Source organism: Arcicella aurantiaca, from assembly GCF_003148625.1.
GTDB lineage: Bacteria > Bacteroidota > Bacteroidia > Cytophagales > Spirosomataceae > Arcicella > Arcicella aurantiaca.
Genome location: NZ_QGGO01000013.1, coordinates 134444 through 160838, shown reverse-complemented (window position 1 = coordinate 160838; position 26395 = coordinate 134444). Strand labels below are relative to the sequence as shown.

Annotated in this window: 27 protein-coding genes and 1 pseudogene; 19 read left to right on the top strand and 9 right to left on the bottom strand. The window is 36.3% G+C overall.

Annotated elements, in window-relative coordinates:
• A pseudogene (locus LV89_RS13700) lies at positions 1 to 279 on the bottom strand (hypothetical protein); the annotation flags it as partial.
• A gap of 66 nt (positions 280 to 345) precedes the next feature.
• On the opposite strand from LV89_RS13700, the gene LV89_RS13695 reads away from it, so the two are divergent.
• Entirely contained in the window at positions 346 to 1188 is an 843-nt protein-coding gene (locus tag LV89_RS13695; RefSeq protein WP_109743468.1) for an energy transducer TonB, read from the top strand.
• A 43-nt stretch (positions 1189 to 1231) separates the two neighbouring features.
• Entirely contained in the window at positions 1232 to 2974 is a 1743-nt protein-coding gene (locus LV89_RS13690) for an OmpA family protein (protein ID WP_109743467.1), read from the top strand.
• 177 nt (positions 2975 to 3151) lie between these two features.
• On the opposite strand, the gene LV89_RS13685 is transcribed toward LV89_RS13690, so the two are convergent.
• The 3 genes from LV89_RS13685 to LV89_RS13675 all read right to left on the bottom strand — a co-directional run bounded on the left by LV89_RS13685 (position 3152) and on the right by LV89_RS13675 (position 5962).
• Positions 3152 to 3916: a zinc ribbon domain-containing protein gene (locus LV89_RS13685; RefSeq protein ID WP_109743466.1), complete on the bottom strand. Its 765-nt coding sequence runs from the start codon at positions 3914 to 3916 to the stop codon at positions 3152 to 3154.
• Between the two features lie 143 nt (positions 3917 to 4059).
• Entirely contained in the window at positions 4060 to 5163 is a 1104-nt protein-coding gene (locus LV89_RS13680; protein ID WP_109743477.1) for a Nif3-like dinuclear metal center hexameric protein, read from the bottom strand.
• A 79-nt stretch (positions 5164 to 5242) separates the two neighbouring features.
• Positions 5243 to 5962, bottom strand: coding sequence for a head GIN domain-containing protein (locus LV89_RS13675; protein WP_109743465.1), 720 nt, complete (start codon positions 5960 to 5962; stop codon positions 5243 to 5245).
• Positions 5963 to 6096: 134 nt separating this feature from the next.
• On the opposite strand from LV89_RS13675, the gene LV89_RS13670 reads away from it, so the two are divergent.
• The gene (locus tag LV89_RS13670) at positions 6097 to 6528 is read left to right on the top strand and encodes an NUDIX domain-containing protein (RefSeq protein ID WP_109743476.1); all 432 of its coding nucleotides are present in this window, start codon (positions 6097 to 6099) and stop codon (positions 6526 to 6528) included.
• A 236-nt stretch (positions 6529 to 6764) separates the two neighbouring features.
• On the opposite strand, the gene LV89_RS13665 is transcribed toward LV89_RS13670, so the two are convergent.
• Positions 6765 to 7553, bottom strand: a complete 789-nt coding sequence (locus LV89_RS13665; protein ID WP_109743464.1) for an SDR family oxidoreductase — start codon at positions 7551 to 7553, stop codon at positions 6765 to 6767.
• Positions 7554 to 7688: 135 nt separating this feature from the next.
• Between LV89_RS13665 and LV89_RS13660 the strand changes: the two genes are divergently transcribed.
• The 6 genes from LV89_RS13660 to LV89_RS25815 all read left to right on the top strand — a co-directional run bounded on the left by LV89_RS13660 (position 7689) and on the right by LV89_RS25815 (position 12928).
• Entirely contained in the window at positions 7689 to 8411 is a 723-nt protein-coding gene (locus LV89_RS13660; protein WP_109743463.1) for a methyltransferase domain-containing protein, read from the top strand.
• Positions 8412 to 8465: 54 nt separating this feature from the next.
• On the top strand, positions 8466 to 10085 hold the full coding sequence (locus tag LV89_RS13655; protein WP_310588785.1) for a DASH family cryptochrome: 1620 nt from the start codon (positions 8466 to 8468) through the stop codon (positions 10083 to 10085).
• Between the two features lie 280 nt (positions 10086 to 10365).
• Complete coding sequence (locus LV89_RS13650; protein WP_109743461.1) at positions 10366 to 10959, top strand: LemA family protein; 594 nt, start codon at positions 10366 to 10368, stop codon at positions 10957 to 10959.
• A gap of 108 nt (positions 10960 to 11067) precedes the next feature.
• Positions 11068 to 11502: a TPM domain-containing protein gene (locus tag LV89_RS13645; protein ID WP_109743460.1), complete on the top strand. Its 435-nt coding sequence runs from the start codon at positions 11068 to 11070 to the stop codon at positions 11500 to 11502.
• A gap of 138 nt (positions 11503 to 11640) precedes the next feature.
• The gene (locus tag LV89_RS13640; protein ID WP_109743459.1) at positions 11641 to 12426 is read left to right on the top strand and encodes a TPM domain-containing protein; all 786 of its coding nucleotides are present in this window, start codon (positions 11641 to 11643) and stop codon (positions 12424 to 12426) included.
• Between the two features lie 373 nt (positions 12427 to 12799).
• Complete coding sequence (locus tag LV89_RS25815; protein WP_262509863.1) at positions 12800 to 12928, top strand: hypothetical protein; 129 nt, start codon at positions 12800 to 12802, stop codon at positions 12926 to 12928.
• Between the two features lie 56 nt (positions 12929 to 12984).
• Here the strand turns inward: LV89_RS25815 and LV89_RS13635 are convergent, their stop codons facing one another.
• Both LV89_RS13635 and fmt read right to left on the bottom strand, forming a co-directional pair.
• The gene (locus LV89_RS13635) at positions 12985 to 14802 is read right to left on the bottom strand and encodes an acyl-CoA dehydrogenase (protein WP_109743458.1); all 1818 of its coding nucleotides are present in this window, start codon (positions 14800 to 14802) and stop codon (positions 12985 to 12987) included.
• A gap of 59 nt (positions 14803 to 14861) precedes the next feature.
• Positions 14862 to 15818, bottom strand: coding sequence for a methionyl-tRNA formyltransferase (gene fmt, locus LV89_RS13630; RefSeq protein ID WP_229201516.1), 957 nt, complete (start codon positions 15816 to 15818; stop codon positions 14862 to 14864).
• Positions 15819 to 16256: 438 nt separating this feature from the next.
• Here fmt and greA point away from each other — a divergent pair, with 438 nt between their 5' ends.
• Together greA and LV89_RS13620 are read left to right on the top strand one after the other, a co-directional pair.
• Complete coding sequence (gene greA / locus LV89_RS13625; protein WP_109743456.1) at positions 16257 to 16730, top strand: transcription elongation factor GreA; 474 nt, start codon at positions 16257 to 16259, stop codon at positions 16728 to 16730.
• A 207-nt stretch (positions 16731 to 16937) separates the two neighbouring features.
• Positions 16938 to 17519: a Uma2 family endonuclease gene (locus tag LV89_RS13620; RefSeq protein ID WP_109743455.1), complete on the top strand. Its 582-nt coding sequence runs from the start codon at positions 16938 to 16940 to the stop codon at positions 17517 to 17519.
• Here the strand turns inward: LV89_RS13620 and LV89_RS13615 are convergent.
• Positions 17516 to 19207, bottom strand: coding sequence for a sodium:solute symporter family protein (locus LV89_RS13615; protein WP_109743454.1), 1692 nt, complete (start codon positions 19205 to 19207; stop codon positions 17516 to 17518). The genes LV89_RS13620 and LV89_RS13615 overlap by 4 nt on opposite strands.
• 251 nt (positions 19208 to 19458) lie before the next feature.
• Here LV89_RS13615 and eat point away from each other — a divergent pair, with 251 nt between their 5' ends.
• The 4 genes from eat to LV89_RS13595 are packed head-to-tail and all read left to right on the top strand — an operon-like array spanning position 19459 to position 22343.
• Positions 19459 to 20754 (top strand): ethanolamine permease, encoded by a 1296-nt coding sequence (gene eat, locus LV89_RS13610; RefSeq protein WP_109743453.1) that lies wholly within the window; start codon positions 19459 to 19461, stop codon positions 20752 to 20754.
• Complete coding sequence (locus LV89_RS13605) at positions 20741 to 21121, top strand: group III truncated hemoglobin (protein ID WP_109743452.1); 381 nt, start codon at positions 20741 to 20743, stop codon at positions 21119 to 21121. The genes eat and LV89_RS13605 overlap by 14 nt, the downstream gene beginning before the upstream one ends.
• Positions 21118 to 21840 carry an alpha/beta fold hydrolase gene (locus tag LV89_RS13600; RefSeq protein WP_109743451.1) on the top strand — a complete coding sequence of 241 codons (723 nt, stop codon included), beginning with the start codon at positions 21118 to 21120 and terminating at the stop codon, positions 21838 to 21840. Before LV89_RS13605 ends, LV89_RS13600 begins: the two co-directional genes overlap by 4 nt.
• A gap of 2 nt (positions 21841 to 21842) precedes the next feature.
• Positions 21843 to 22343, top strand: coding sequence for a hypothetical protein (locus tag LV89_RS13595; RefSeq protein ID WP_146199160.1), 501 nt, complete (start codon positions 21843 to 21845; stop codon positions 22341 to 22343).
• Positions 22344 to 22493: 150 nt separating this feature from the next.
• Here LV89_RS13595 and LV89_RS13590 read toward each other — a convergent pair whose 3' ends face one another.
• The gene (locus tag LV89_RS13590; RefSeq protein WP_109743449.1) at positions 22494 to 23318 is read right to left on the bottom strand and encodes a fumarylacetoacetate hydrolase family protein; all 825 of its coding nucleotides are present in this window, start codon (positions 23316 to 23318) and stop codon (positions 22494 to 22496) included.
• A 95-nt stretch (positions 23319 to 23413) separates the two neighbouring features.
• Between LV89_RS13590 and LV89_RS13585 the strand changes: the two genes are divergently transcribed.
• The 4 genes from LV89_RS13585 to LV89_RS13570 all read left to right on the top strand — a co-directional run bounded on the left by LV89_RS13585 (position 23414) and on the right by LV89_RS13570 (position 26322).
• On the top strand, positions 23414 to 23740 hold the full coding sequence (locus LV89_RS13585) for a low molecular weight protein tyrosine phosphatase family protein (RefSeq protein WP_109743448.1): 327 nt from the start codon (positions 23414 to 23416) through the stop codon (positions 23738 to 23740).
• 4 nt (positions 23741 to 23744) lie between these two features.
• Positions 23745 to 25226, top strand: coding sequence for a tetratricopeptide repeat protein (locus LV89_RS13580; RefSeq protein ID WP_109743447.1), 1482 nt, complete (start codon positions 23745 to 23747; stop codon positions 25224 to 25226).
• 66 nt (positions 25227 to 25292) lie between these two features.
• The gene (locus LV89_RS13575; protein ID WP_109743446.1) at positions 25293 to 25751 is read left to right on the top strand and encodes a hypothetical protein; all 459 of its coding nucleotides are present in this window, start codon (positions 25293 to 25295) and stop codon (positions 25749 to 25751) included.
• Positions 25752 to 25779: 28 nt separating this feature from the next.
• On the top strand, positions 25780 to 26322 hold the full coding sequence (locus tag LV89_RS13570; protein WP_109743445.1) for a DUF1003 domain-containing protein: 543 nt from the start codon (positions 25780 to 25782) through the stop codon (positions 26320 to 26322).
• The last annotated feature ends 73 nt before the right edge of the window (positions 26323 to 26395 follow it).

The window sequence follows — 26395 nt, the reverse complement described above, 5'->3', positions numbered from 1 at the left end:
ATTGAGACTTATAAGCCTGTCAGCTAAGGAGTTTCGCTTGGTCGTGAAATCTTTATCCACACCTATTAAAGAGCGAAAACCTATTTTGTCAAATAGAGAAATCAATACATTTAAACTCAACTGTGAGGAACTTAATACCCCATAAAGTAACAACTTAAATACAATTTTGCCTTCAAGTTTCTTGACTTGTTTATCAACATTATGTTCAACAGATAAACGCTCAATTAGTGAATCAGGTAAATATCCAAGTAAAGTCTTAACGGGAATGTTAGTAGCCATAATTTTAATTTTTAGGCTACTAATTTAAACGATTTAAACGTTTCGGACAATAGTGGAAATAAAGCCTTGCAAGCATTATATGCCTTTTCGGGTTCTTTTATTATTGTAGAGGGGAATAGTTACTCCATTGAAAAACTGACAGAAAATGAATTTATTTTTCAAGAAGTATCTCCTTCTAAACCTGATAATGAATTGATTAGGTATCATTATGTTTCAACCCCTGAAAGTTCAGGAAACTATTTTTATCGTCAATTTATTAAACCTTTTATCCGAATTACAGCAAAAGGAGATACAGCTTATGCTTTCAACGAATATATATACCCTAAATTTAAGTATGAATCAAACGGATATTCGGTAGAACTTGACCATTTTGATGATGTTTATGAAACATCTTATAATTACATAGAGAAAAACTTTGTGTATCCACCGCAAAAGAAAAGCAACTTTGCCGTTTCTTTCTCCGTAAATAAGAGCGGAGAACTGAAAAATGTAGCGATAAAAGAAAGCAGCGATTCAAGCTATAATGAAGCATTACTCAGAGCCGTTTATAAAACCGAAAGGCATTGGTTGCCAGCAGTTTATGCAAATAAAAAAGTAGAAACAATTTTTAATTATGTTTTTAAGTATGATAATTCCGAAGACGCAAATGTTGATTTTGATATGGAGGTGTATCTAAATAAGAAGTCTCGGGCTAATCATTTTTTTGAAAAAAAAGAGTACGTCAAAGCCATAAAACTTTACACAGAGTGTATTCTAATGCAAGACGAAGATATTGAACCACTTTTTAAACGTGCAGAGAGCTATTTTGCTTTGAAAATCAATAAAAATGCGTGTTTGGATTGGAGTTATTTAGCCAAAAAAGGACAAAAAAAGGCTGAAAAATTATTCATGGATAACTGCATGAAATGAAAATAAATTCATCAAAATATCACCATACTTACCAAAAACAAACATGAAAAAAAGCCTACTAACACTCCTTTCACTTGGAATTTTGGCTAATGTACAGGCACAAATACGCCGTCCGTTGGGACCACCTGTCAATTCTCCGCAGTTCAACGAGTACGCACCCTCCATTAGTGCCAATAACAAAACCATGATTTTTGAGACAGATAGAGCAGGAGAAGGTAAGTGGGAGCTTTATTACACAACCAAAAATGAAAAAAATAAATGGACTCCTCCCAAACCGATTGTCAATATCAATAAAGTAGCCAGTGAAAATGATTTAATTGGAGGACCTTCAATTAGTTATGATGGCAAAACACTTTTCTTCTTTTCATCATTTGACGGCGGTCAAGGTGACATGGATATTTATCATTCAACTTGGGATGGTACAGATTGGTCATCACCCAAACCCGTTGGTAATAATATCAATACCAAAGCCTACGAAGGTTTTCCGTCGGTTTCGGCAGATGGGAAAACTTTATATTTTATCCGTGATAATTTCTCAAAACGTAAAGACAAAGCCCTGTGTTACACGATATGGTCTTCCAAAAAACAAGAAGATGGTACTTGGGGAGTAGCCGAAAAATTACCAGCACCTATCAACGGAGACTGTGAAAAATCACCTCGAATTATGGCGGATAACCGCACGCTCATTTTTAGTTCAGTACGAAAAGATGGCGTTGGCGGTTTTGACCTTTACCAATCTTTTCAAGAAGATGATGGTACTTGGGCGACTCCCGTAAATTTAGAATATATTAATACCGAAGAAGACGACCAATTTGCATCGGTTTCGGCGGCTGGAGATTTGATGTATTATTATACCGCAGGCGATATTTATACGGTAACTATTCCTGACAAATACCGAAAATATAAATTAGTAACGGTAGATGGAAAAGTGATTGATGCTATCACCAAACAACCAATTGCCACTAAAATTACCTCAAAAAGTAATAATGCCAAAGAAAAAGCTATTTCAACGGTTGTAGATGCAAATGGTTTATTTTCAATGATTTATCGGGTTGGAAGTAAGTACGATTTAACCACAAGCCCCTTGAATGATTATTTTCCGTACAGAGGCTCAATGGATATGTCAACGGCAAAAGAAACGGATAATATTGAGAAAAATATTGAGTTAATTCCGAAGAAAATACCTTACCAGTTTCAATTGCTTGACAAAGAAACCAAAGCTATTTTGAAAGACCCCAAAGTCAAGGTAATGGACGTGGAGACGAAGCAATTATTGGACGTAAAAGTCGAAAAGGAAATCGCTACGGTTACGGTAGAAATTGGGAAACAGTACAAATTTGCGGCAAATGCCTTGGGTTATGCTTTTTTCTCAAGAGCTTTCAAACCTGATACTGCTGATGTTTTTAAAGACCGCTTGAAAAAAGTGCCTTTAGCCATTCTGAAAAAAGATGCCGTAGTGCAATTACAGGACATTACTTTTGAAACGGGCAAAGCAGAGTTAAAACCAGAATCTAATGAAGAATTAGACCGTTTGGTGAGTTTGTTAGAAGGAAATCAGACGATTAAAGTTGAGATTTCGGCACACACCGACGATGTTGGAAATGATGATTCTAATTTAAAACTATCCGAAAAAAGAGCTAAAACAGTCGTTGATTATTTAACGACTAAAGGCATTAAAGTTGATAGAATGACTGCCAAAGGTTACGGCGAAACTCAACCTTTAGTTCCGAATGATACCGACGAAAACAAAGCAAAGAATAGACGAGTGCAGTTTAAGATAAATTAAGTAACGCAGACTTTAGTCTGCACATAAATCAAATAGACTAAAGTCTGAGTTACAAAAAATCCCCATAACAAAATGCTATGGGGATTTTTTATACAATTCAGAAAAAATATTTTTTAGTTTTTCAATCTTTAGTTTGTTTTATTTCCAAACAGACTAAAAGCTGTGTTACAAAAAAAATTATCTTTTTGCTTTTTCAATGATTACAACGTCTTCAACATCTGCCAAAATACGTCCGCAGTGTTCACAAACGATGATTCTTTTCTTGTCTTTAATATCTGCCTGACGTTGTGGTGGTACTGCACTGAAACATCCTCCACAAGCACCACGTTTTACTAAAACTACGGCTAAACCATTTGGATAGTTACCACGTAATTTATCGTAAGGACGTAATAAACGTTCTTCAACGTGTTTTGCAGCTTTGTCACGGTCTTTATTTAACTTCTGCTCGTCATCTTCGCTTTCAGCAATAAGAACATCTAATTCTTTCTTTTTTGCGTCAAGGTCTTTTTTACGAGTGTTCAAACGTGTTTCAGTTTCAGAAACATCGTCTTTTTTGTTCAAAATCTTGAATTCAAATTCACGAGTACGTTTGTCTGCCAATTCCATTTCAAGTTGTTGCAATTCAATTTCTTTCGAGATTGCATCATACTCACGGTTGTTGCGGACATTCATTTGTTGGTCTTTGTATTTGTTTACCAACTTCTCTGCATCCTTTTTAGCATTACGATTTTTTGAAATTTCTTCATCTAAAGCAGCAATTTCTTTGTTGAATTTACTGATACGAGTTTCAATCCCTGCTACTTCATCTTCTAAATCACGTACTTCTTCTGGCAAATCGCCACGCATTTTCTTGATAGCATCTAAAGATGAATCTATATTTTGAAGCTTCAATAGGGCTTCTAACTTCTGAGCAATGGTTGTTTCGGTTGCTACTGCTGCCATTTGGTTGTATTTGGTTTATATTCAGTGAGTTGTGAACGTTCCGCCGTAGCGGTTGAGAGTTGTATTTGTAAGATAAAATAGGTTGCTTCATTGATGAAATAAACAACGTATGCCTTCACAAGTACAATTTACTAAATCACTAATCACAAATTTCTAAAATAACGGACAGGATTGGTATTGACCTGACTTTTGAGAACCGCAAAATTACTAAATTTTTCAGATAAATACCTAACAATTAAGTCCTTTGTGTAAACTTCTGATTCATAATGTCCAATATCACAGATTATAATTTGATTATCGGCATCAAAAAACTCGTGATATTTGTAATCGGCAGTAATAAAAACGTCTGCTCCTTGTCTGATGGCATCACCCAATAAAAAGCCTCCTGCACCTCCACAGACGGCAATTCTCTTGATTTCTTTTCCTCTGAGTGGTGTATGACGTAAGGTTTCTAAACCCATTTTTTCTACCAAATAATTTAAAAAATCTTTTTCGGATAAACTATTTGATAATGTGCCAATTACGCCCGAACCTACCTCCTGATTTTCATTTTCTAAGAGACTCAAATAATATGCAACCTCTTCGTAAGGGTGAGCCGTTTTTAATGCTCTCAAAATTTGATTTTCGAGATGCGAGTCAAATATTACTTCCAAACGATTTTCTCGTACTTCTTCGGCTTTATTGAGTGTTCCGATATGTGGATTAGCTTCTCCTGTGGGTGTAAAAGTGCCTGTGCCTTCTACCCGAAAACTACAATTTTTATATTCACCAATTTGTCCAGCCCCCGCCGAATGTAAGGCGTCTAAAACCGTTTGCGAGTTTTCAAGAGGAACAAAAACGACTAATTTCTTTAAAATCTGTTTTTGAGGGGATAGAATTTTAGGTTTTTCTAAACCCAATTTCTCGGCAATCATATAGTTTACACCACCTTTTACGCTGTCGAGATTGGTATGGGTGGCATAAATGGCAACATCATTTTTTATGGCGAGCATCACGGCACGTTCAACATAATTTTTACCATTAAACCGTTTTAAACCTTTAAAAACGATGGGATGATGAGCCACGATGAGATTACAATTGCGGGCAATGGCTTCTTCAATGATTTCTTCGGTGCAATCAAGCGTAGCTAATACGCCCGTAACTTCTGTTTGTGGATAACCCACAATTAAACCTGCATTGTCGTAACTGGCTTGGTATGAGAGCGGTGCAAGTTGCTCTAAATAATTGGTAATATCTCTGATGGTCATTCTTTTGGTATTCATTAAAACAAAACGTCTCGAATTTAGAGAAAAAATCGAGACGTTTTGTCAAAATCCTAAAACTAAACTAATCTCTTTCAACGGTACTTGCTCCAGAGGTACTAATGGTGGTTGTAGGATTTCCTCTATAACGCACTCTGCTTGCTCCCGAAGCATTTACTTTTAAGTATTTATAGACATCAACACGGGCAGAGCTTGCTCCCGATACTTTAATGTCCATTTCGTCTGAAGGAAAATTTAGCGTATTCAATAAGGACGCACCACTGATTTCGCCAATGATTTTTTGAGCATCTCCCGAAGGTGTAAATTGTGATGAACCCGAAATATCCATGTAAAGTTTGGAAGCGTCTATATCCAGAAATAATTTGGACGCACCCGATAAAATAACATCAAAAGTATTGGCATAAAAACCACTAACATCCGCCGTTGTTGCTCCCGAAAATTCAACCGATGAAAGCGAAGGGACGGTAATATCAATTCTCATGGTGTAATGTTTATTTCGTGCATTGTTTCTGTAGCCGCCATAAAGCGTGCCATTGCGAACATATAAATCCAAATCATCTATGTCAGTTTCATCGCCAGTGGCGGTGACTTTGTAGTAATTCCCTTGAATCACATTAATCTTAAAAGCACTTCCTGTTTTGATATTATTGAAGTTGGGGACATTAAAACTTTGACGTATTTCATAATAAGCAGAAAGTGGGAGAGGGTCATTGTCAATTTTAATGATACAACTATTTAGTATAATCATTAAAAGAATTAGAGAAGTTTTTAATAGATTTTTCATCGTTTCTAAGAGTTTAATTTTTATGTTTGTCAGAATAACGTTTTTGAGGTTTTTTTGAGGAGAAAAGGGAATTGCTCATCAACGTTAGCATGACAATCGGTAGAATAATTTACCCCTACTTAATCACAAAAAATATGAAAGTACGTCCAAGTGTAGCAATCATTGAAAATAACCGAATTTTACTAATGCGGTACCGTTATGGTAATACCGATGTTTATAATTTAGCGGGAGGGAATGTGGATAAAGGCGAAACGCTTGCTTCGACTGTTGTACGAGAATTACAAGAAGAATTAGGAATTGATATTGAATTGGGTGAGATGCTTTTGACAGGTGACGTCATTATGCCTGAAGGTAAAGAAGATGTTTTACATTGTGTTTTTAGTGCAAAAATTTTGAATGGAAAACCAGAACTGAACCCTAAAGAAACTTCAGCTTTGGAAGTGCTTTGGAAGCCCCTTGAAGAATTACACAATTTAGATATGTATCCAAATGTTGGTCTTGAATTGCAAAAAGTGCTTGCTCAAGGATTTGAATATATTGGAAAAGTTAGGCAAGAATGGAAGTAGATATGTTAAGCGAAAAGCGATTTGCGAGAAAGAGAATGAGTAAATCACCAAGAGTCAATCGCTTCTTTTTCAACATTAGACTTCCTGCGAAAGTGTTTTATGATTGAAAAATGGTATATTTTCGCTATTTGTAGCCGAAAAGATGTTGTTTTACGACTTAAAACACTTTCGCAGGAAGTCTATTATAAGTAGCAATCTTTCCCGTGTTTTGAAATTTACACGGGAAAGATTTTGCCTTACATACAACTCAATCGTCCACCATCAACGGGTAAATTTACGCCATTGATATACGCTGCGGCTGGACTACACAAAAAAGCAACGGCTGCACCAAATTCATGAGCTTCGCCAAAACGCCCTGCTGGAACGTCCGACATCATCATTTCTTCAACTTCACCAACTGCAATATCAGCAGATTTTGCTCTGGAATTTACTACAAAATCTAAACGAGCCGTTTTGGTATAACCTGGTAAAACATTATTGACTGTAATTCCGAATTGCCCTAATTCATTTGCCAATGTTTTTGACCACGATGCCACCGCTCCACGAGTAGTATTAGAAACTCCCAAACCATTAATTGGTTCTTTTACCGAAGTAGAAATAATATTGATGATTCGTCCAAACTGTTCAGCTTTCATACTTGGTACGCAAGCTTGTACCAGAATATGATTACAAATTAGGTGATTAGAAAATGCTTGCGTAAATTCTTCTAATTTAGCATCAATAATAGCACCGCCTGCGGGCCCGCCCGTATTGTTTACTAAAATATGAACAATTGGATTTTGCTTTAAATAATTTTCTATGCCTGCTTTCAATTCGTCAGGTTTAGAGAAGTCAGCAACGAAATAAGAATGGTGTTGACCTTGTGAACAGTCTAAACGGTGTAAAGTCTCATTGAGAGAATCTTCATTACGAGCCACAAGCGTTACATTTGCTCCTAACAGAGCCAATTCAATGGCAGAGGCACGCCCAAGTCCTTGCGTACTACCACATACAATGGCATTTTTATTTTTTAAATTTAGATTCATGTTCTTGTGCTTTAGGCTTTATGCTGTAAGTTATATGTAAAAAAATATTTACGCTTTACCTTTAGGCTTTAGGGGTTATGTTTTTTAGCATACCGCTTAATGCCTAAAGCTTATAGCTAATTTACCCACAAATATATGCCAAATCTATCATACCGAAGTAATGAAAAGGAGTTGATTGACGACCTTGAATTAGATAATGATGCCCTTCGTCAGAATCTGGAAGAATTGGCGTTGATAAATAAATATTTGGGCGGAAATCAAGTAACGGTTAGTGGATTGTCAAAATTGATAGCAAATACCAATTCACCAATCACCAATCACCAATCACAATTAAATATCGCAGACCTCGGTTGTGGGGGAGGCGATATGTTGGTGGTTATGGCAAATTGGGCAAAAAGAAAAGGGATTAATGCAGAGTTTATTGGTATTGATGCCAATGATTTTATGATAGATTTTGCTAAGAAACGAACCGCCAATTACGAGAATATTAATTATTTACACCAAAACATTTTCTCAGAAGCATTTAAAGAAAAGTCTTTCGATATAATCACCATGACGCTTTTCTGTCATCATTTCGACGATGAAAGTTTAGTCAAAATCTTTACGCAATTCAAAAAACAAAGTCGTATCGGAATAGTTATTAATGATATTCACCGCCATTGGTTTGCCTATCATTCCATCGCTTGGATTACCAAACTATTTCTAAAATCTTATTTGGTTAAGAATGACGCTAAACTTTCCGTTTGGCGTGCTTTTCGTCGTGATGATTTAGAGAAAATTATTCAACAAGCTGGTTTTACTAAATATTCCATTCGTTGGAAATGGGCATTTCGTTGGGAGGTGGTATTAGAAGTGTAGCAACGGACAGCCTTGTCCGTTGTTCAAGAAACTTTACGGACAGCCTTGTCCCTTGTGCAAAAAACTTTACGGACAAGGCTGTCCGTTGTTCAAGAAACTTTACGGACAGCCTTGTCCGTTGTTCAAGAAATTTTACGGACAGCCTTGTCCGTTGTTCAAGAAACTTTACGAACAAGGCTGTCCGTTGTTCAAGAAACTTTACGGACAAGGCTGTCCGTTGCTACAAATATGAAAATCTTACTTTGGTATCGTAACGACTTGCGAATTCACGACCACGAAGCACTTTTTAAGGCTTCCGAAAAAACTTCGGAAGTAATTCCCGTCTATATTTTTGACCCCCGTATTTTTCAAGAACATCATCTTGGATTCGCCAAGACAGGAGAATTACGTCGTCAATTCTTGATAGAATCTGTGCAGAATCTGCGAGAAAATTTACAGAAAATCAATTCCAATCTTATCGTCAGAATGGGTTTTCCTGAAGATATTATTCCCGCTTTAGCCAAAGAAATTCAAGCCGATGAAGTTTATACTTCGGAAGAAATTACACAAGAAGAAATAGATGTAGATTCAGTAGTAGAAGCACAACTAAAAGCTGATGGACGAAAAATAAAGTTCTTTTGGCAATCAACACTTTATCACATAGATGATTTGCCAATGGACGTGGAGAATTTACCTGATATTTTTACGCAATTCAGAAATAAGGTTGAACGAAATGCTAAAATTCGTCCTGTTTTTAAAACGCCTACCAATCTGATTTTTAAGGAAACTATAGGTTTAGTCGAAATTCCAAGCTTACCCCAAAACACCAATACTATTTTTAAAGGTGGAGAAGATGAAGGAATCAATCGTTTAAACGATTACTTCTGGGAAAAAGATTTATTGAAAGTCTATAAAGAAACTCGAAATGAAATGTTAGGGCTTGATTATTCTTCCAAATTCTCCCTTTGGTTAGCCAATGGCTGTATTTCACCACGATATATTTATGAAGAAATCAAGAAATATGAAGCAGAACGTACTCAAAATGAATCAACTTATTGGTTGATTTTTGAATTACTTTGGCGTGATTATTTCCGATTTGTAGCAATGAAATTTGGTAATAAAATCTTTTATAAATCGGGATTGAAAGGAAACCCCACCCAACCCTCCCCGAAAGGGAGGGCTATCGACATCAAAAGCCCTCCCTCTCGGGGAGGGTTGGGTGGGGTTTTCCCCATCTTTGAAAAATGGCGTTTAGGAGAAACTGGCGTGCCTTTAATTGATGCCAATATGAAAGAATTATTGGCAACAGGATTTATGTCGAATCGGGGAAGGCAAAATGTAGCGAGCTTTTTAGTAAAAGATTTACAAATTGATTGGCGTTGGGGAGCAGCATGGTTCGAGAGTCAGTTGATTGATTATGACGTTTGTTCTAATTGGGGAAATTGGCTTTATGTGGCAGGCGTAGGCAACGACCCACGAGAAAACCGCTATTTCAATATTCTGAAACAAGCCACCAATTACGACGGCAAAGGCGAGTATGTAAAATATTGGTTGCCAGAATTATCGGAAGTTCCCAACGAAAAAATACATTTAGTTGGACTATTGAGTAATGAAGAACAGAAGAAATTTGGCGTGCGGTTGGGCGTAGATTACCCCAATCCGATTGTTGATGTGAAAAAGTGGATTAAAGGATAGATTTTATGGAAATGTTAGTTTTACCAACTTTCAAAAAGTTGGTAAAACTAATTTATTTGACCATCAAAAACCCCAATTCATAATCAAAAACAACCGTTACCCCCTAAAACTCAAATATTCAACATAGATATTATTTGGATTTCAAAAAAATATCTACATTTGGACAGAATTTGAAACACTAATAAAGAAAACGAGTTAGATGTGTCCAAATCATTTTTTTATCGTTTCAAGGTTGATTTTCAAATTCCCAACAAATTCAAATTAAAAATTAATCAAAACTATGTCAAGAAACCTTCTTATCGGATTAGCCGTAGCTGCTGTGTTATTATTTTGGGGTATCGGTGTTAGAAACGGTATGGCTACCAGCAATCAAGATGTACAAGCATCATGGGCTAAAGTACAAACAGCTTATCAACGTCGTGCAGATTTAATCCCGAACTTGGTAAAAACCGTACAAGGTGTTGCCAACTTTGAAAAAGGAACACTTACCGATGTGATTTCAGCACGTGCCAGTGCAACACAAATTAAGTTAGATGCTAATGATTTAACACCTGAAAATATCCAAAAATATCAGGCAGCACAAAGCCAATTAAGTGGTTCGTTATCACGTTTGATGGCTGTGGCAGAAAACTATCCACAATTAAAAGCAACTGAAAATTTCTCTGAGCTACAGTCGCAATTAGAAGGAACAGAAAACCGTATCAAAGAACAAAGAGACCGTTTCAACGATACAGTTAAAGGTTATAACAACAAAATTGTTACTTTCCCTAATAGCTTAATTGCAAGTTTCTCAGGTTTTGCTACAAAAGGATACTTTGAAGCTGACGCAGGTGCATCAAAAGCTCCAACGGTTGATTTTGGAGGTTCAAAATAATATTTTTGGATAAACGGTTCATGGTAAATGGTTCACGGTAAACGGTGAATATTTTACCGTGAACCGTTTGCCGTTTTCCCTTCTCCATTAACCTGAAACTGAAAAATCATGCCCCAAAATTTTCTTACTGATTCCCAAAAAACAGAAATTACAAAGGCTATTCAAGCCGCAGAACTTAATAGCTCGGGAGAAATTCGTATTCATATCGAAAAAATTTGTGCTACCGAAAATGTTCTCGACCGTGCTGCGGAAGTTTTCGTGAATATTGGCATGAATAATACTGCTCAACAAAATGGTGTGTTGTTTTATCTTTCGATTGACGACCGCAAATTTGCCGTTTTAGGAGATAAAGGAATAGATAAAGTTGTTCCCGAAAACTTCTGGGAATCGACTAAAGCTTTACTAAAAACTCATTTTGCCCAAGGACTTTTTACGGAAGGTTTGGTAAAAGCTATCCACTTGGCAGGAGAGCAATTGAAGCATTATTTCCCTTATCAGTCCGACGATATTAATGAGCTTCCAGACGATATTTCGTTTGGATAAATTGTAGCACAGAATTCTACTTAATCGATGAGATTTGTAAAAGAGAAATTGTGTAAGTTTTGGTTTTTAGTGATTTACCCATTCGCTTTCTCGCAAATCGCTTTTCGCTTAGTACACATTACTAATCACCATAATTTCATGTTTAGAAAATTATTTCCATATATAATTACTGTCTTCTGTTTGATGTTCACAGCAATATCGAACGGACAGGATATTCCCGCAAAACCTAACCCTCCGAGATTGGTCAATGATTTTGTGATGAAATTATCACCAACGGAATTACAATCTTTAGAACAAAAACTAAGAGGTTATGCCGATAGTACCTCTACACAAATTACCATCGTAATTGTAAAAACTACGGGCGATTCTGCCCCTTATGATTATGCCATGAAAATTGCCAAAGATTGGGGCGTTGGACAAAAAGATAAAAATAACGGCTTGGTGCTTTTATGGGCTACGGAAACTCGTAAACTCAGAATTGTAACGGGACGAGGTATGGAAGCAACCATTACCGATGCCATTGCCAAAAGAATTATTAATACGATACTAAAACCCTATTTTCAAGCAGGACAATTTTATCAAGGTTTAGATGAAGCCACTTCCGAAATCATGAAACGTGCTTCGGGAGAATTTCAAGCAGACCCAGAATCAGATGAAGATGTTGGCTTTTGGGTTATCTTAATTATCATCATCGTTGTTCTTGTAATATTGTTTATAATTGGTTCGAGAAACGGCGGAGGTGGAAGCGGTGGCAGACGTAGTTACAGAGATTCTGGTTGGGGTGGTCCAATTATCTTCTCATCGGGCGGTTCATCAGGTTGGGGCGGAGGCTCAAGCAACAGTGGTGGCGGAGGCGGTGGCTTCGATTTCGGAGGCTTTGGTGGTGGTGATTTCGGTGGCGGTGGTGCTGGGGGAGATTATTAGAGGTTGATTTGAATATTTAAAGTGTTAATAGTCAGTCGCTTGCCTCTGGCGAGTGACTATTATTTTTAGGCATCTTGCCTATATGTTTTTTTGAAAGAATATATTATGCGTATTCTGCTGGAAGCCTTTTAATAGTCGTCACTCGTCAGAGGCAAGCGACCAATGTCATTAAGTTAAGGAAAAATTAGAACTTTGTCTAATGAAAAAAAGTCTAATTTAGTTATTATTGAGAGCCTTCGAGGCTTTTTATTGCTGACAGAAGTTTCTATAATTTACAAAGAAAAGCCGACAGGTTTTACTCGTAATCTTCAATTACCTTTTCCACGTTTAGTTACTTTTATTCTCATTTTTGGTTCAAGTGAGGGTTCAAGCGATGGTTCAAGCGTTCCAACTGGTTCAAGCGTCCTCGCTTGAACCAGTTGGAACGCTTGAACCAGTTGGAACGCTTGAACCAGTTGGAACTTTTAAAAAAATCATTGATGAACAAGTAAAAGATAATTAAGTGAATCTTCTAACGTCAGATTGCATTTGTTCTGACGTTAGAAAATATCCATCCATTCAAAACCACTCCGCCTTCATTTCCACCGTCACATTATCTTCACTCAAAAGTCGTTTCATCAAAGCGTCAATTTTTACTAATTCGTATTCATAAAAATAGCGAAGTGTAAAGATTTTCCCTTGGTAGAAATTAGCTTCATCGCCCGATGTGCCTGCTTGTAAAGTTTCTTCTGCTTTGATTCCCTGCACTAACCATTGCCAAGCAATCGTCATAATTCCGAAGAGTTCTAAATACAAAGTAGCGTCTGATAAAAAGATTTCTAAATCCTTACTTGCCAAGCCTAAAAGGTGTCGGGTTACACTGTCTGTTTTGCCTAAATAATGTTGTAATTTCTGAACAAAAGGCTTTAAATTCTTAAATTGATTCGCTTTTTCGAGCGTTTTTAGTATTTCGGCTATTAATAATTGAAGCGATTTTCCATTTTTGATAAGAATTTTCCGACCCAATAAATCCAAACCGTGAATGGCAGTTGTACCTTCATGAATCGGGTGAATTCTGGCTTCACGGTAGAATTGTTCTACGGGAAAATCCGTTGTATAACCTGCTCCACCCAAAATTTGCACGGCAGCGGAGGTTGTCAAACAACACATTTCGGAAGGATACGATTTGGCAATGGGCGTGAGCAAATCTAATAATAAATGATAGTTTTCACGTTCTTCCCCTTCGGTTACATGAGCTAAATCAGCATACATCGAGCATTGAATTAAAAGCGATAAAGAGCCTTCTACTACTGCTTTTTGGAACAATAACATCCGTTTCACATCGGCATGACGAATGATTTGAACTTGTGGTTTGGTTATGTCTTTATCCGAAATAATTCTTCCCTGTGGACGTTCTTTGGCGTATTCCAAAGAGGCGTAATAAGCGGCAGTTCCGATAGCGGTGGCGTTCATACCCACGCCAATACGAGCCTCATTCATCATTTGGAACATATAAGTAAGTCCCTTGTGGGGTTCGCCAACCAAATATCCAAAAGTATTATCATTCGAGCCAACCATTAAATGAGCAATTGGAGCTCCTTTATAACCCATTTTATGGTAAACCCCAGCGGTAATTACGTCGTTGTCAATTAATTGTGAGTGGTGAATTATGGATTGTGAGTTGTCAATGCGTTTTTGAGGGACTACAAATAATGATATTCCTTTTGCACCCGCTGGACCGCCTTTTATTTTGGCGAGCATGAGGTGAATTACATTTTCGCAACCATCGTGGTCGCCCGCAGAAATGTATATTTTTTGTCCTTTTATTTTAAAAACGCCTTCATTTTCAGTGTGTTCTGCCGTTGTTGAAATATCCGATAGCGAACTTCCTGCATCGGGTTCGGTCAATGCCATTGTGCCTTGCCACACACCTGCATACATATTGGGCGTGTAGGTATTTTTCAATGCTTCCGAACCAAAACTTCGAATTAAATTGGCAGCTCCCGAAGTCAAAAACGGAAAAACAGAAGCCGAATAATTAGCCGCTTGAAAAATAAAAGCTGCTGAATTAAGTATCGTTGAAGGAATTTGTTGTCCGCCTTCATCGTAAGAAAAACCTGCGTTTATCCAGCCATCTTCCCCAAATTTTTTCAAAATCGGAAACATTCCTTCGTGAATCCTGATTTTACCGTCCACCAATTGCGGTTCTTTTCTATCCATTTCCGTGAGAAGTGGTTTCAAAAGTTTTTCCGCAATTTGCTCCGCCGAATCCAAGACCATGTCAAACGTTTCACGGGCATGGTCTTGGTAATATTCGTACTGTGTAAGCGATTCAGCATTAAATACTTCGTACAAAAGGAATTGTAAATTTCGTTTTGAAAAAAATTGAGTAGCCATGTTTTAATTGTGATTTAGTGATTTTTAGCTTACGACTATTTACCAATAACTAATACCTACTAACTATTCACTAATCTATATCCTCTCAAAAACTCCTCAATACCCATGCGTTTTTTGCCTTCCAATTGTAAGTTTTCAATGGCTAAAATACCGTCAGCACATTGAAAATGAAGATATTTCTTACCGTCGGTTGTGTATGAACCAGCTGTGGTTGTCTGTGGAGACACAGACAACGGCGAAGGGGGTTGGGTGGGGTTTTCCACTATTGTGGCTTCATAAATCCGACAAGTTTTATCATTCAGCATCGTCCAAGCCACAGGATAGGGTGAAAGTCCACGAATAAAATCATAAATTTTCTTCACAGGTTGATTCCAGTCGATTTGGCAAGTCTCTTTAAAAATCTTAGGAGCATGATTCAAATGTACCGATTCATCTTGTGGTTCTTGCGGATAATTTCCTGCTTCGATAGCCTTAACCGTTTTCAAAACTAAACCTGCACCTTTGTGCATGAGTCGGTTGTAAACATCGCCAACATTATCGGTTAAAGAAATCGACTCTTTTTCTTGAAAAATAATTGAACCTGTATCAATATCTTGCTTTAAAAAGAAAGTTGTTACGCCCGTTTCTGTTTCACCATTGATAATTGCCCAGTTGATTGGAGCTGCTCCACGGTATTGTGGCAATAACGACCCATGTAAATTAAAAGTACCCAGAGAGGGCATATTCCAAACGGCTTCGGGCAACATTCTGAAAGCTACAACAATTTGTAAGTCAGCTTGGTAGCTTTTTAGTTCGGCAAGGAAATCTGGATTTTTGAGTTTTTCAGGTTGTAAAATGGGAATGTGCGGAGCATTAGCCAAAACATACTCTTTTACCGCCGACATTCCTAATTTCTGTCCACGACCAATCGGCTTGTCAGGTGCAGTAATGACTGCCACCACATTATAATTATTTTCTACTAAAATGCGTAAACTCTCAACGGCGAAGTCGGGAGTTCCCATAAAAATTATTTTCATTGAAATGCTCTTTAAATATGGTTTTTCTTTTTTGGAGTATTGCAGTTATCCAAGAATCAAATACACAGTTTAATAAGTTTTTGGGGGAAGCTTAATTATCCGAAAGAACTTCTCGAAAATTATTTACCCGCAATGGATATTGTTTCGAGAAGTTGAAACAACTTATTAAACAGCGTATTAAATAAACAGTGTAAAAAAAACCTTTGAAATCGTTAATCGTTTTTGTAATTTTGTTGTTCAAAATTTTACAACAATGCAACGAAAAGAAAAACAGGTAATTTTATATACTAATTGATGCTTCTGCAAAGGTCATAAAAAATCTTGTAGAACGGTCAAAAGCCGTTCTTTTTGTTTGTAAATAATAACGTTTTTTGCTGGGCAATTTCCAGTATTTTTATTTAATCATCAATTTAGAATTTCAGAAATTAATACCCAATTATGGCAAAGTTTCAATACTATACACAAGAGAAATTAGACGAATTAAGAGCTGAATTACAGTTTCTTAAAAGTCAAGGGCGTGCAGATATGGCAAAACAAATTGCTGAGGCTCGTGACAAAGGCGACCTTAGTGAAAATGCCGAATATGATGCTGCTAAAGATGCTCAAGGTTTATTGGAATTGAAGATTTCTAAAATGAACGAAATTGTGGCGAATGCCCGAGTGATGGATGAGACAAATATTGATACTTCTAAGGTGTCGATTTTATCTAAAGTGAAAATTCGTAATAAGAAAAACGGAATGGAGGTAGTTTATACCATTGTTTCGGAAGAAGAAGCGGATTTAAAAGCAGGTAAAATTTCTAATTCATCTCCTTTTGGAAAAGGTCTTTTCGGTAAATCAGTAGGTGAAATCGCTCAGATTCAAGCTCCTGCGGGTTTAGTAGAATTTGAAATTTTAGAAATTTCTCGATAATATTTCTTTAGATTTATAGATAGAAAAGGCTCTTGATGTTAAAATTCAAGAGCCTTTTTGTGTAAATTTAGTATTTATAATTACGCTATTTAACAAGTTATTTGAATGATTTTTATCCTAAAATCTTTGATTGGAGAACTTTCGGAAAGTTGAAATAACTTATTAAATAGGGTAATAATTTCGTAAATGAAATAAATCTTCAAGGCAATGTCATTACCTAAAATATCATACTACTCTCCCGAAGAATATTTGCATTTGGAAAGAGAGGCAAGCTACAAAAGCGAATATTTTCAAGGAGAAATATTTGCGATGGCTGGGGCAAGTTTTAATCACAATATTGTCAATGAAAACTGTTCGGTTCTTGTTGGTTCTTATTTGAAAAAGAAACCTTGTCAGTCTTTTTCCAGAGATATGAAACTCCATATTCCTGCAAATACGCTTTATACCTACCCAGATTTAATGGTGGTTTGTGGCGATAAAAAGTTTTTAGATGACGGCAAAGATGTTATTCTGAATCCTGTTATCATCATTGAAATTCTCTCAAAAAGTACGGAGGCTTACGATAGAGGCGAAAAATTTGCCTTGTATCGCAGTATTCCAAGTTTGAGAGAGTATGTTTTAATCAGTTCTACAAGTATCCGTGCGGAAGTTATGCGAAAAGAAAGTGATTTAGGACTTTGGTTTTTAGCTTCCGAAGCAGACACTTTAGAAGGCTCAATAGAAATTAAAAATATTAATTTAACCCTTTCTTTATCAGATATTTATGAAGAAACGGAAGGTATTGTCTAAGCCGTCTTTTTCACCTGATTTTCAATCATTTGAAACAAATAACCAAATACAATTACCAATACACAACCAATGAGATTTAACCATAAAAATGCCGTTAAATCTATCCACCAAGTGTAAATAACGACGATTTCTGCCAAAATAGTTGCCCAAAATACTGCCGTACTTCCGATAAATTTGAAGTAAAATGCGACTAAAAATACGCCCAAAATTGTTCCATAAAACCATGAACCTAAAATGTTTACGGCTTCTATCAAACTACCAATATTTGCCGTAAATTGTGCCACGATAATACAGAATATTCCCCAAAATAAAGTGGATATTTTGGACGCATTCAAATAATGTTTTTCTGAATCTTGCTGGTGAATAATGCGTTGGTAAATATCCACAATGGTACACGAAGTAAGCGAACTAAATGCTGATGCCATCGACCCCATTGAAGCTAACAGAATGACGGCTATCAATAAACCCACCATTCCTTGTGGTAAATATTTGGTTACGAAGGATAAAAAAATGTAATTGGTATCGTTGGTATCTGCCGTTTTATCCGTTTTTTTGATTAAATCTTTTACTTCATCTCGCAGTCCATTGGCTTGTTTATCGGCAGCTAAAACTGCCGTTCTTCCTGAGTTTATTCCTGCTTCGTCGTTGGTTTTTATAGCGGTGAATAAGGTATTTACAGCTGACTGTTTTTGCTCAAAAACTTCTTTGTTTTTCTTGGTGATTTCTTGATATTCAGAAGTTTGTTCTACTTTTTGCAAAACGGTTTTATTGAAAAATAAGGGAGCTTCATGAAATTGGTAAAATACAAAAACTAATACGCCAACTAATAGAATCAAAAATTGCATCGGGATTTTGAAAATGCCATTCATCAATAATCCCAAGCGACTTTCACCGATAGATTCGCCTGAAAGATAACGCCCTACCTGTGATTGGTCTGTCCCGAAATAAGACAATTGTAAAAAGAAACCACCAATCAATCCTGACCACACATTGTAGCGATTATTTAAGTCAAATTTCCAGTCAATTACGTTTAATTTGCCCATTTTTCCTGCCACTTTCAATGTATCCACAAATCCCATTTCGGCAGGTAATAAATGCACAACCATGTAGCCAGCCAAGAACATTCCACCCAAAACCACAAACATTTGTTGCAATTGGGTGTAAGAAATGGTTTTTGAACCGCCAAATAAACAATAAACCGTCACGACTGAACCCGTTAGGATATTTGTCCAATACAAATTCCAACCTAAAATAGTTGATAAAATAATAGACGGTGCGGCAATGGTTACGCCTGTTGATAAAGCACGTGGAAGCAGAAAAAGTAATGAAGTTAATGTTCTGGTTTTGAGGTCGAAGCGTCCTTCTAAAAATTCATAAGCAGTAAAAATGTTCATTTTTTTGAACATCGGAATAAACGTAATTGAAAGCACAATCATCGCCAAAGGAAGCCCGAAGTAAAACTGAACAAATCGCATTCCGTCGGTGTATGCTTGCCCCGGAGCAGACAAAAACGTGATGGCACTCGCCTGTGTAGCCATCACCGACAGCGTAACATGATACCAAGGCATTTGACGGTCAGCTAATAAATATCCTTCAATATTTTGTTTGGACATTCGCCCTTTCCAAAATCCGAATCCAACAATTCCACCTAATGTAAGCAATAAAACTAACCAGTCAATATTTGTCATTTTCTAAAAAAGTTGATGAGTTATGAGTTTATGAGTAACGTACCATGACTGCATAAATTTTTACACTCCTTATCAAAGCTATTCACGATAATATTAATCTGCAAATTGTTGGCTAAAAAATGTTCAACGTTTACATTTGTTAAAAGCGTTTTGGCATTAGGCTATATGGAGTAGGCTTTAAGTATTTACCACTACCGCATATTGCTTAATGCCTATTGCATAAAGCAAAATAACCCCTAAAACCTATCAAGATGTCCCAACTCAAAAAAGTCATCAACACAACACAACTTTGGTCAATTGCGGTAGGCTTGGTAATCTCAGGCGAATATTTTGGTTGGAATTACGGTTGGGCAAGTTCTGGAACAATCGGTTTTTTGATTTCTACGCTGATTGTAACGGTTATGTATGTGACCTTCATTTTTTCTTATACCGAATTAACGGCAGCAATTCCAGACGCAGGAGGAACTTTTGAATACGCCAGTCGAGCCTTTGGAACATGGGGCGGTTTTATTGCTGCTTTTGCCACGTTAGTCGATTTTTTACTTGCTCCGCCCGCCATTGCTTATGCTTTAGGAAGTTATACGCATTTTTTAAATCCAAATATTCCCGTTATTCCCGTAGCTATTGGAACGTATTTTGTCTTCATCGCTATAAATGTTTTGGGTATAAAAGAATCGGCTCGTTTTTCGTTGGTCGTAACTATTCTTTCCGTTTTGGAGTTGATAATTTTTATGGCAATTATCTTCCCATTTTTCAAGATGGATAATTTTTTAGCCCATAATCCACCAAGTTTAACGGCTGATAATATTTTTGTGGGAATCCCTTTTGCCGTTTGGTTTTTTGTAGCCATTGAAGGCGTTGCTATGGTTGCCGAAGAAGTAAAAGACCCTAACAAAACCATTCCAAAAGCCTATATTTCGGGAATTTTGACATTAGTTTTATTAGCTTTGGGCGTGATGATTTTGAGTGCAGGCGTATGCGATTGGCGAACATTGAGCAATATAGATTATCCCTTGCCCGAAACCCTTGCCATTACTTTGGGGCGAAATAGTTATTGGGCAAAAACCTTTGCTAGTCTTGGATTATTTGGTTTGATAGCCTCATTTCATTGTAATACCATCAGTTATTCTCGACAAATTTATGCTTTGGCTCGGGCGGGCTATTTACCTAAATTTTTATCCGCAGTCAATCAACGTTTTAATACGCCACATTGGGCATTAATTGGCGGTGGATTGGTCGGTTTTGTCGCTATCTTTACAGGAACAACCAGTCAAATTATCATTTTGTCGGTATTAGGTGCAGTAATTATGTACGGAATAAGTATGTTGAGTTTGATAGTTTTGAGGCGAAAAGAACCCGCTTTAGTTCGTCCTTTCAAAGCTCCACTTTATCCGTTTTTCCCAATTATTGCCTTCGTTTTATCCGTGGTTTGTATGATAGCTATTATTTATTTCAACCAGTTTTTAGGAATGATTTTCTTTGCGGGAATGTTAGTTTCATTGGGAGGATTTTATTTGTTTATCAAAAAGAAAAATGCAAGATATTAATAACAGAACAGACGTTGAAAAATTGGTAACAACTTTTTACGAGAACGTTCATAAAGACCCATTGTTGGCACCAATTTTTGAAATGCCTACTGAAGAGTGGACACGCCATTTAACTCGTGCGGTGAATTTTTGGGAAAATTGGCTTTTCGACACAGGCAGTTATACAGGTGGTATGATGTGGGTACACGCTCAAGCAAATATGGCTCACGGACTCACTACGGAGCGTTTTGAACATTGGCTTTCTCATTGGTTTTCAACAGTAGATAGCCTTTTTACAGGTGAAAACGCTACTTTTGTAAAAAATAAAGCCTTAGAAATTGGGCAAATTATGAATTCAAAATTTAATCAAGCTCCCTCAACCTTATGAAAAAAGCACTTGTTTTATTACACGGATTTGGAGAAGATTCCACCATTTGGGGAGGATTCGTCCCATTCATGCAAAAGGATTATTTCCTGATTTTGCCAGATTATGCACGCTTGAGCCATCTCAAAAGCATTGATGATTATGCCGATTTTGTGCATGAAAAAATACAAGAAAAAGGATTTGAAAATTGCGTGATAATCGGACACTCAATGGGTGGCTATATCGCTTTGGCTTTTGCAGAAAAATATCCAAAAATGGTGGCAGGATTAGGGCTTTTTCATTCAACAGCTTATGAAGATTCTGAGGAAAAAAAGGCGGCGAGAGTTAAAAATGCTGAGTTTATTCTGAAAAATGGAACGGAATTATTTATCAAAACTTCTACGCCAAATTTGTACGCAGAAAGTTTTGTAAAGCATAATCCAGAGGTAATTGAACGCCATATTGAATATGCTTCTCAATTCCCTGCTGAGGCGTTAGCCGCTGGTATGTTAGCGATGCGTAATCGTCCCGACCGTCGTCATGTTTTGAAATCTTTGCGTTGCAATGTGATGTTTATTATCGGAGAAAAAGATAAAAGTGTATCGCCCGAAGATGCAAAATCTCAAATTATGATGCCTAAGTTTTTCTCATCATCAATTTTAGATAATGTCGGACACATGGGAATGATTGAAGAACCAGAAGACTGTTTGAAATTTGTGGGTAAATTTTTACTAAAATGTTAGAAATGAATACGATAGCTCTGAAACAACTTTTTGCAGGGGAAGAACTTTATTTGTTAGAAAACGAATTTTCTAAGGCTGAAAATTCTTCTGAAAATGTAGTGAAAGTTGTAGAATCGACACAAAAAGTTGAGGAAATCAAGCCAAATTATTATCAACCCAAAAGTAAAGTTATCATTTTATTGAAATCACTCAATCCTGCTGATAGTGAATTGCTTGGAAAGATTTTAGTAGCAATAAAATTAGATTTTCAGTCGATAGATTTGATTGAATTGGATAAAATTGGAGAGGTAGATTTGAGTCAAATTATTGCTCAAAAATCGGTAAATCAGCTAATTACTTTTGGAATAACTTTGCTGAGTGTAAAATTGCAGATTTCGCTAAATCCATATCAGTTTACCGAACAACAAGGTATTAAATTAATTTATTCCGATTCTCTGACAGATTTGCAAAACGATATTCCAAAGAAAAAAGCCCTTTGGGGAGCTTTGAAGGGGTTTTTGTAGGAAGAAATTAGTATGTGAGATAAATTAGACCACGGATGGCACGGATTTAATAGATTTACACTGATTATTTATCATTTCTGTGAAAATCTGTATAATCCGTATCATCTGTGGTCTAATTTTGGGTAGTCCATATTTTATTGTAAGAACAAGCTATTCAACCTCATTGCTCAAAGTTCCAATGCCTTCAATGGTAATATTAACGACATCGCCACTCAAAAGAGTAAAGTTGTTATTAGGAACAATTCCTGTACCTGTCATCAAATATGCACCGCTTGGGAAAGACATTTCTCTGAACAAATAACCAACCAATTCGTTCAATCCACGTTTGATTCTGTTGATAGAAATATTGCCTTCAAAAACGCCATTTCCGCCACGTACAATTTCAATTGAAATTTGGGTATCAGGATTAATTACGTCCTTTGGTACAAACAAACATGGCCCAATAGCCGCTGCTTTGTCGTAGCTTTTGGCTTGTGGCAAATACAAAGGATTTTCGCCTTCAATATCTCTCGAACTCATGTCGTTACCAACGGTATAACCTACGATTTTACCATTTGAGGTAGCAAAAACCGTCAATTCTGGCTCAGGAACATTCCATTTAGAATCTTTACGGATACGTACTTTTTCGCCCGAACCTACGCAACGAGCCGCCGAAGATTTAAAGAACAATTCTGGACGTTCAGCTTCGTAAACACGTGCATAAAAATCTGCTCCACCCGAATCTTTTGACTCGTCCATACGAGCCTCACGGCTACGCATATAAGTTACGCCCGAAGCCCAAATTTCCTGTTGAACAATAGGAGCAAGAATTCCTGAACCGTCCCAAGAAATTTCGTTAAGTTCTTGGATTTCAGTGCTAACTTCTTCAAAAAGATTGTCACGATTTACATAATTATCCCAATTTTGGGCATCAGAAAGATAAAATTTTTCGTTGGCTTCAATAATAATTCCTTGTGTTGTTCTATAAATTTTCATAGAGATTTTAATTGTTTTGAAATGATAAGCTAAAATTAGTTTAAATTTAATGTTTATGTGTGGTTTGTTATCAGTAATTTATATCCTTTTCTTGTATGCAAAAACTCCTTTTTGTATGTAGCCAAAACAAATGGCGAAGTTTAACAGCAGAAAAAATCTTAGAAAATCATGAAGATTTTTGGGTTAAATCTGCTGGTACCGAAAATGGAGCAAGGGTGAAAATCTCGGCTGGCTTGATTGGTTGGGCAGATATAATTTTTGTAATGGAGAAAAAACATCGTTCTCGAATACAAGAGAAATACAAAGAAACAGTCGGTGGTAAACCTCTATATGTCCTAAATATTCCCGATGACTATCAATTCATGGATGAAGAATTGATTGAAATTTTATTGAACCGAATAGGGGAAATAATTGATTTATAAGCTAATGCAAAAAATCTTCATAATACTGCTGCTTTTCTTTTATTCTCAGCAACTCCAAGCCACAGATTTTGAGTTTAATCCGACGATGCAAAAAGCGTATTCGGAAATTATTAAAACAAAATTAAGTCTTGGAAGAGCCATTCTCGACAACGATAAAAGTAATAATGGCGTAAAAATTTACTTGAAAAGCTATGCCGATTTAGTTCAATTATTAATCACAGAAGATAAAGTTTTTTATGAGCAATTTATTGATAATCAGGAAAGTAGGTTGGGTTTTATTGAAAAAATAGATAAAAAATCACCTTACAATCGTTTTATTCAGGCTGAAATACATTTACATACCGCATTTGTAAAGTTGAAGTTTGGACACGAAGTGAAAGGCTCGTGGGAAATTATCAAAGCCTATAAATTATTGGAAGCCAATGCAAAAGAGTTTCCTGATTTTTTGCCTAATCAAAAATCACTTGGTTTGTTGCATATTCTTATTGGCTCAACGCCCGAAAATTATCAGTGGGTTGCCAATCTTTTGGGATTAAGAGGAAATATCAAACAAGGGCTTGCGGAGTTACAAAATGTTATCTCAAAAGACCCAGTTTTTAGCGATGAAGCTCAATTAATTGACTATCTGATTCATGCTTACATTTTGAAATTTACCCCCAAAAAACTCACAGAATTTCAAGAGTTTATTAATCAGAATTCAGATAATCAGTTATTTACTTTTTTCGGAATAACTACTTTGATGAAAGAGGGGAGGAGTGAGGTTGCTTTGTCAATTTTAGAAAATCGGAAAACGGATAAAAATTATCTTGCTTTTCCATTTTTGGAATACCTCAAAGCTGAGATTTTTTTACAAAAAGGACAGTATCAAACGGCTTCAAAATTGTACCAGAATTTTCTGCTGAAATACAAAGGTTTTAATTTTCTGAAAGACACTTACTATAAGCTGTTTTTGTGTTATTGGCTTAATAATGAAGATGTTAAAGGCATTTTTTTCTTGGAAAAAGTTAAAATTGTTGGAGGAAATATTGTAGAATCAGATAAATCAGCGACGAAATTTGCTGAGAATTTTCTCACTAAAAAATCACAAAGACCAATTGCTCAAAAAATATTAATGAAAGCTCGTTTAGCATTTGATGGAGGATATTACGATAAAGCCTTAGTGTTTTTAGAACCATATTCCGAAACAAGTTTTGACCAAATTGCCGACCGTTCAGAATTTAATTATCGCAAAGGCAGAATCTTTCAGAAACTCAATAATTTAGTACAAACAATTCCATTATTTGAGCGAGCCATCGTACTTTCTGAAAACCAAAATATATCTTTCGGAGCAAGTTCGGCTTTGCAATTGGGTTATATTTTTCAAAGTAAAAATGAGAAATTGAAAGCCAAGAAGTATTTTGAAAAAGCGATTTCTTACAAAAAACACGAATACAAAAATTCGGTAGATAATAAAGCAAAAGCTGTCCTAAATGAAATGGGTTTTTAGTGGTAATTCCGTTATTATTTTCTACTTTCGTTATAATTTCATTTTTTTCAATACCCACAAATTCCAATGAAAATTTTTCGTCAAATTTATATTGTTTCATTCTTGCTTTTTGTTTCACAAAGTGTTTATTCACAGGCAATTAGCTATTATCCTTTTGGGAATGCTCAGCAGTTATCAATTGCAACTAATCCAACCAAAGTTGTTTGGTTAGATGTACGTTTTCAGATGAATTCTTTTATTTCGTCTCTCAATACCGAACCCGCTTTGATGTTTAATTTGGCATATTCACGCAATGCTAATTTTTATGCAGGTGGCGGAGCAAATCTCGGCATTGTAGGTGCAGCGGTTGATAATAGGAGGTTAGTGAATGGGTATTTTGGTAGTTTTGGCGTGCGAGCATATCCTTTTAAAGAAGCACCAAAAGTAAGTATCAATTTTGAGCTTGGACCTTACGTTCAGTACGATGGTGCTGCTGGTCAATTTAGAGCTTGGTTGGGTGTGGGGTATCATTTTGGGGGCAAATAATGAATACTTAAATAATACTTATAAGTTTATGGATAAAGACATTAAAAAGTTGTTACAGTCTGAAGCTGAGCAGGTTAATAAATTGCAGGAAATAGTTAAGCAAACCATGACCGATGAAAAGCTGATTGTTGATAATTTATTGAATCCACCGAAAGATTTACTTACAAGAGGTCAAAAAATATCCGATAAAGTTGCTCAATTTGGGGGAAGTTGGGCGTTTATTATTACTTTTTTCATCATTCTTTTAATATGGATAGTTTTCAATACTACTGCGGTTTTAGGATATAGATTTGACCCTTATCCATTTATTTTGATGAATTTGATTTTGTCTTGTGTGGCGGCTTTACAAGCACCCATTATCATGATGAGTCAGAACCGACAAGAGGAAAAAGACCGCCAGCGAAGCGAAAACGACTATTTAATTAACCTAAAAGCAGAATTGGAAGTAAGAAGTTTACACCAAAAAGTAGATTTGTTGTTGGAAGAACAGATAAAAACGCTTTTTGAAAGCCAAGCGAAGCAATTGGAGATTTTGAAGTCTATTGAGGCAAAGTTGAATTCCTTAAAATAAAAAATGCTTGTTTTTCGATGTTTGATTATGTAAATCCAAACATTGAAAAACAAGCATTGAACATTAATAGGAA

Bases quoted from the DNA above. Each gene is read 5' to 3' on its own strand.
- LV89_RS13650 (WP_109743461.1), top strand. From the start codon at position 10,366: ATGTCAAGAAACCTTCTTATCGGATTAGCCGTAGCTGCTGTGTTATTA.
- LV89_RS25815 (WP_262509863.1), top strand. From the start codon at position 12,800: ATGGTTCAAGCGTTCCAACTGGTTCAAGCGTCCTCGCTTGAACCAGTT.
- LV89_RS13690 (WP_109743467.1), top strand. From the start codon at position 1,232: ATGAAAAAAAGCCTACTAACACTCCTTTCACTTGGAATTTTGGCTAAT.
- LV89_RS13670 (WP_109743476.1), top strand. From the start codon at position 6,097: ATGAAAGTACGTCCAAGTGTAGCAATCATTGAAAATAACCGAATTTTA.
- greA (WP_109743456.1), top strand. From the start codon at position 16,257: ATGGCAAAGTTTCAATACTATACACAAGAGAAATTAGACGAATTAAGA.
- LV89_RS13575 (WP_109743446.1), top strand. From the start codon at position 25,293: ATGAAAATTTTTCGTCAAATTTATATTGTTTCATTCTTGCTTTTTGTT.
- LV89_RS13685 (WP_109743466.1), bottom strand. From the start codon at position 3,916: ATGGCAGCAGTAGCAACCGAAACAACCATTGCTCAGAAGTTAGAAGCC.
- LV89_RS13620 (WP_109743455.1), top strand. From the start codon at position 16,938: ATGTCATTACCTAAAATATCATACTACTCTCCCGAAGAATATTTGCAT.
- LV89_RS13600 (WP_109743451.1), top strand. From the start codon at position 21,118: ATGAAAAAAGCACTTGTTTTATTACACGGATTTGGAGAAGATTCCACC.
- LV89_RS13615 (WP_109743454.1), bottom strand. From the start codon at position 19,207: ATGACAAATATTGACTGGTTAGTTTTATTGCTTACATTAGGTGGAATT.
- LV89_RS13645 (WP_109743460.1), top strand. From the start codon at position 11,068: ATGCCCCAAAATTTTCTTACTGATTCCCAAAAAACAGAAATTACAAAG.
- LV89_RS13660 (WP_109743463.1), top strand. From the start codon at position 7,689: ATGCCAAATCTATCATACCGAAGTAATGAAAAGGAGTTGATTGACGAC.
- LV89_RS13665 (WP_109743464.1), bottom strand. From the start codon at position 7,553: ATGAATCTAAATTTAAAAAATAAAAATGCCATTGTATGTGGTAGTACG.
- LV89_RS13595 (WP_146199160.1), top strand. From the start codon at position 21,843: ATGAATACGATAGCTCTGAAACAACTTTTTGCAGGGGAAGAACTTTAT.
- LV89_RS13580 (WP_109743447.1), top strand. From the start codon at position 23,745: ATGCAAAAAATCTTCATAATACTGCTGCTTTTCTTTTATTCTCAGCAA.
- LV89_RS13585 (WP_109743448.1), top strand. From the start codon at position 23,414: ATGCAAAAACTCCTTTTTGTATGTAGCCAAAACAAATGGCGAAGTTTA.
- LV89_RS13570 (WP_109743445.1), top strand. From the start codon at position 25,780: ATGGATAAAGACATTAAAAAGTTGTTACAGTCTGAAGCTGAGCAGGTT.
- LV89_RS13635 (WP_109743458.1), bottom strand. From the start codon at position 14,802: ATGGCTACTCAATTTTTTTCAAAACGAAATTTACAATTCCTTTTGTAC.
- LV89_RS13640 (WP_109743459.1), top strand. From the start codon at position 11,641: ATGTTTAGAAAATTATTTCCATATATAATTACTGTCTTCTGTTTGATG.
- eat (WP_109743453.1), top strand. From the start codon at position 19,459: ATGTCCCAACTCAAAAAAGTCATCAACACAACACAACTTTGGTCAATT.
- LV89_RS13675 (WP_109743465.1), bottom strand. From the start codon at position 5,962: ATGAAAAATCTATTAAAAACTTCTCTAATTCTTTTAATGATTATACTA.
- fmt (WP_229201516.1), bottom strand. From the start codon at position 15,818: ATGAAAATAATTTTTATGGGAACTCCCGACTTCGCCGTTGAGAGTTTA.
- LV89_RS13590 (WP_109743449.1), bottom strand. From the start codon at position 23,318: ATGAAAATTTATAGAACAACACAAGGAATTATTATTGAAGCCAACGAA.
- LV89_RS13605 (WP_109743452.1), top strand. From the start codon at position 20,741: ATGCAAGATATTAATAACAGAACAGACGTTGAAAAATTGGTAACAACT.
- LV89_RS13680 (WP_109743477.1), bottom strand. From the start codon at position 5,163: ATGACCATCAGAGATATTACCAATTATTTAGAGCAACTTGCACCGCTC.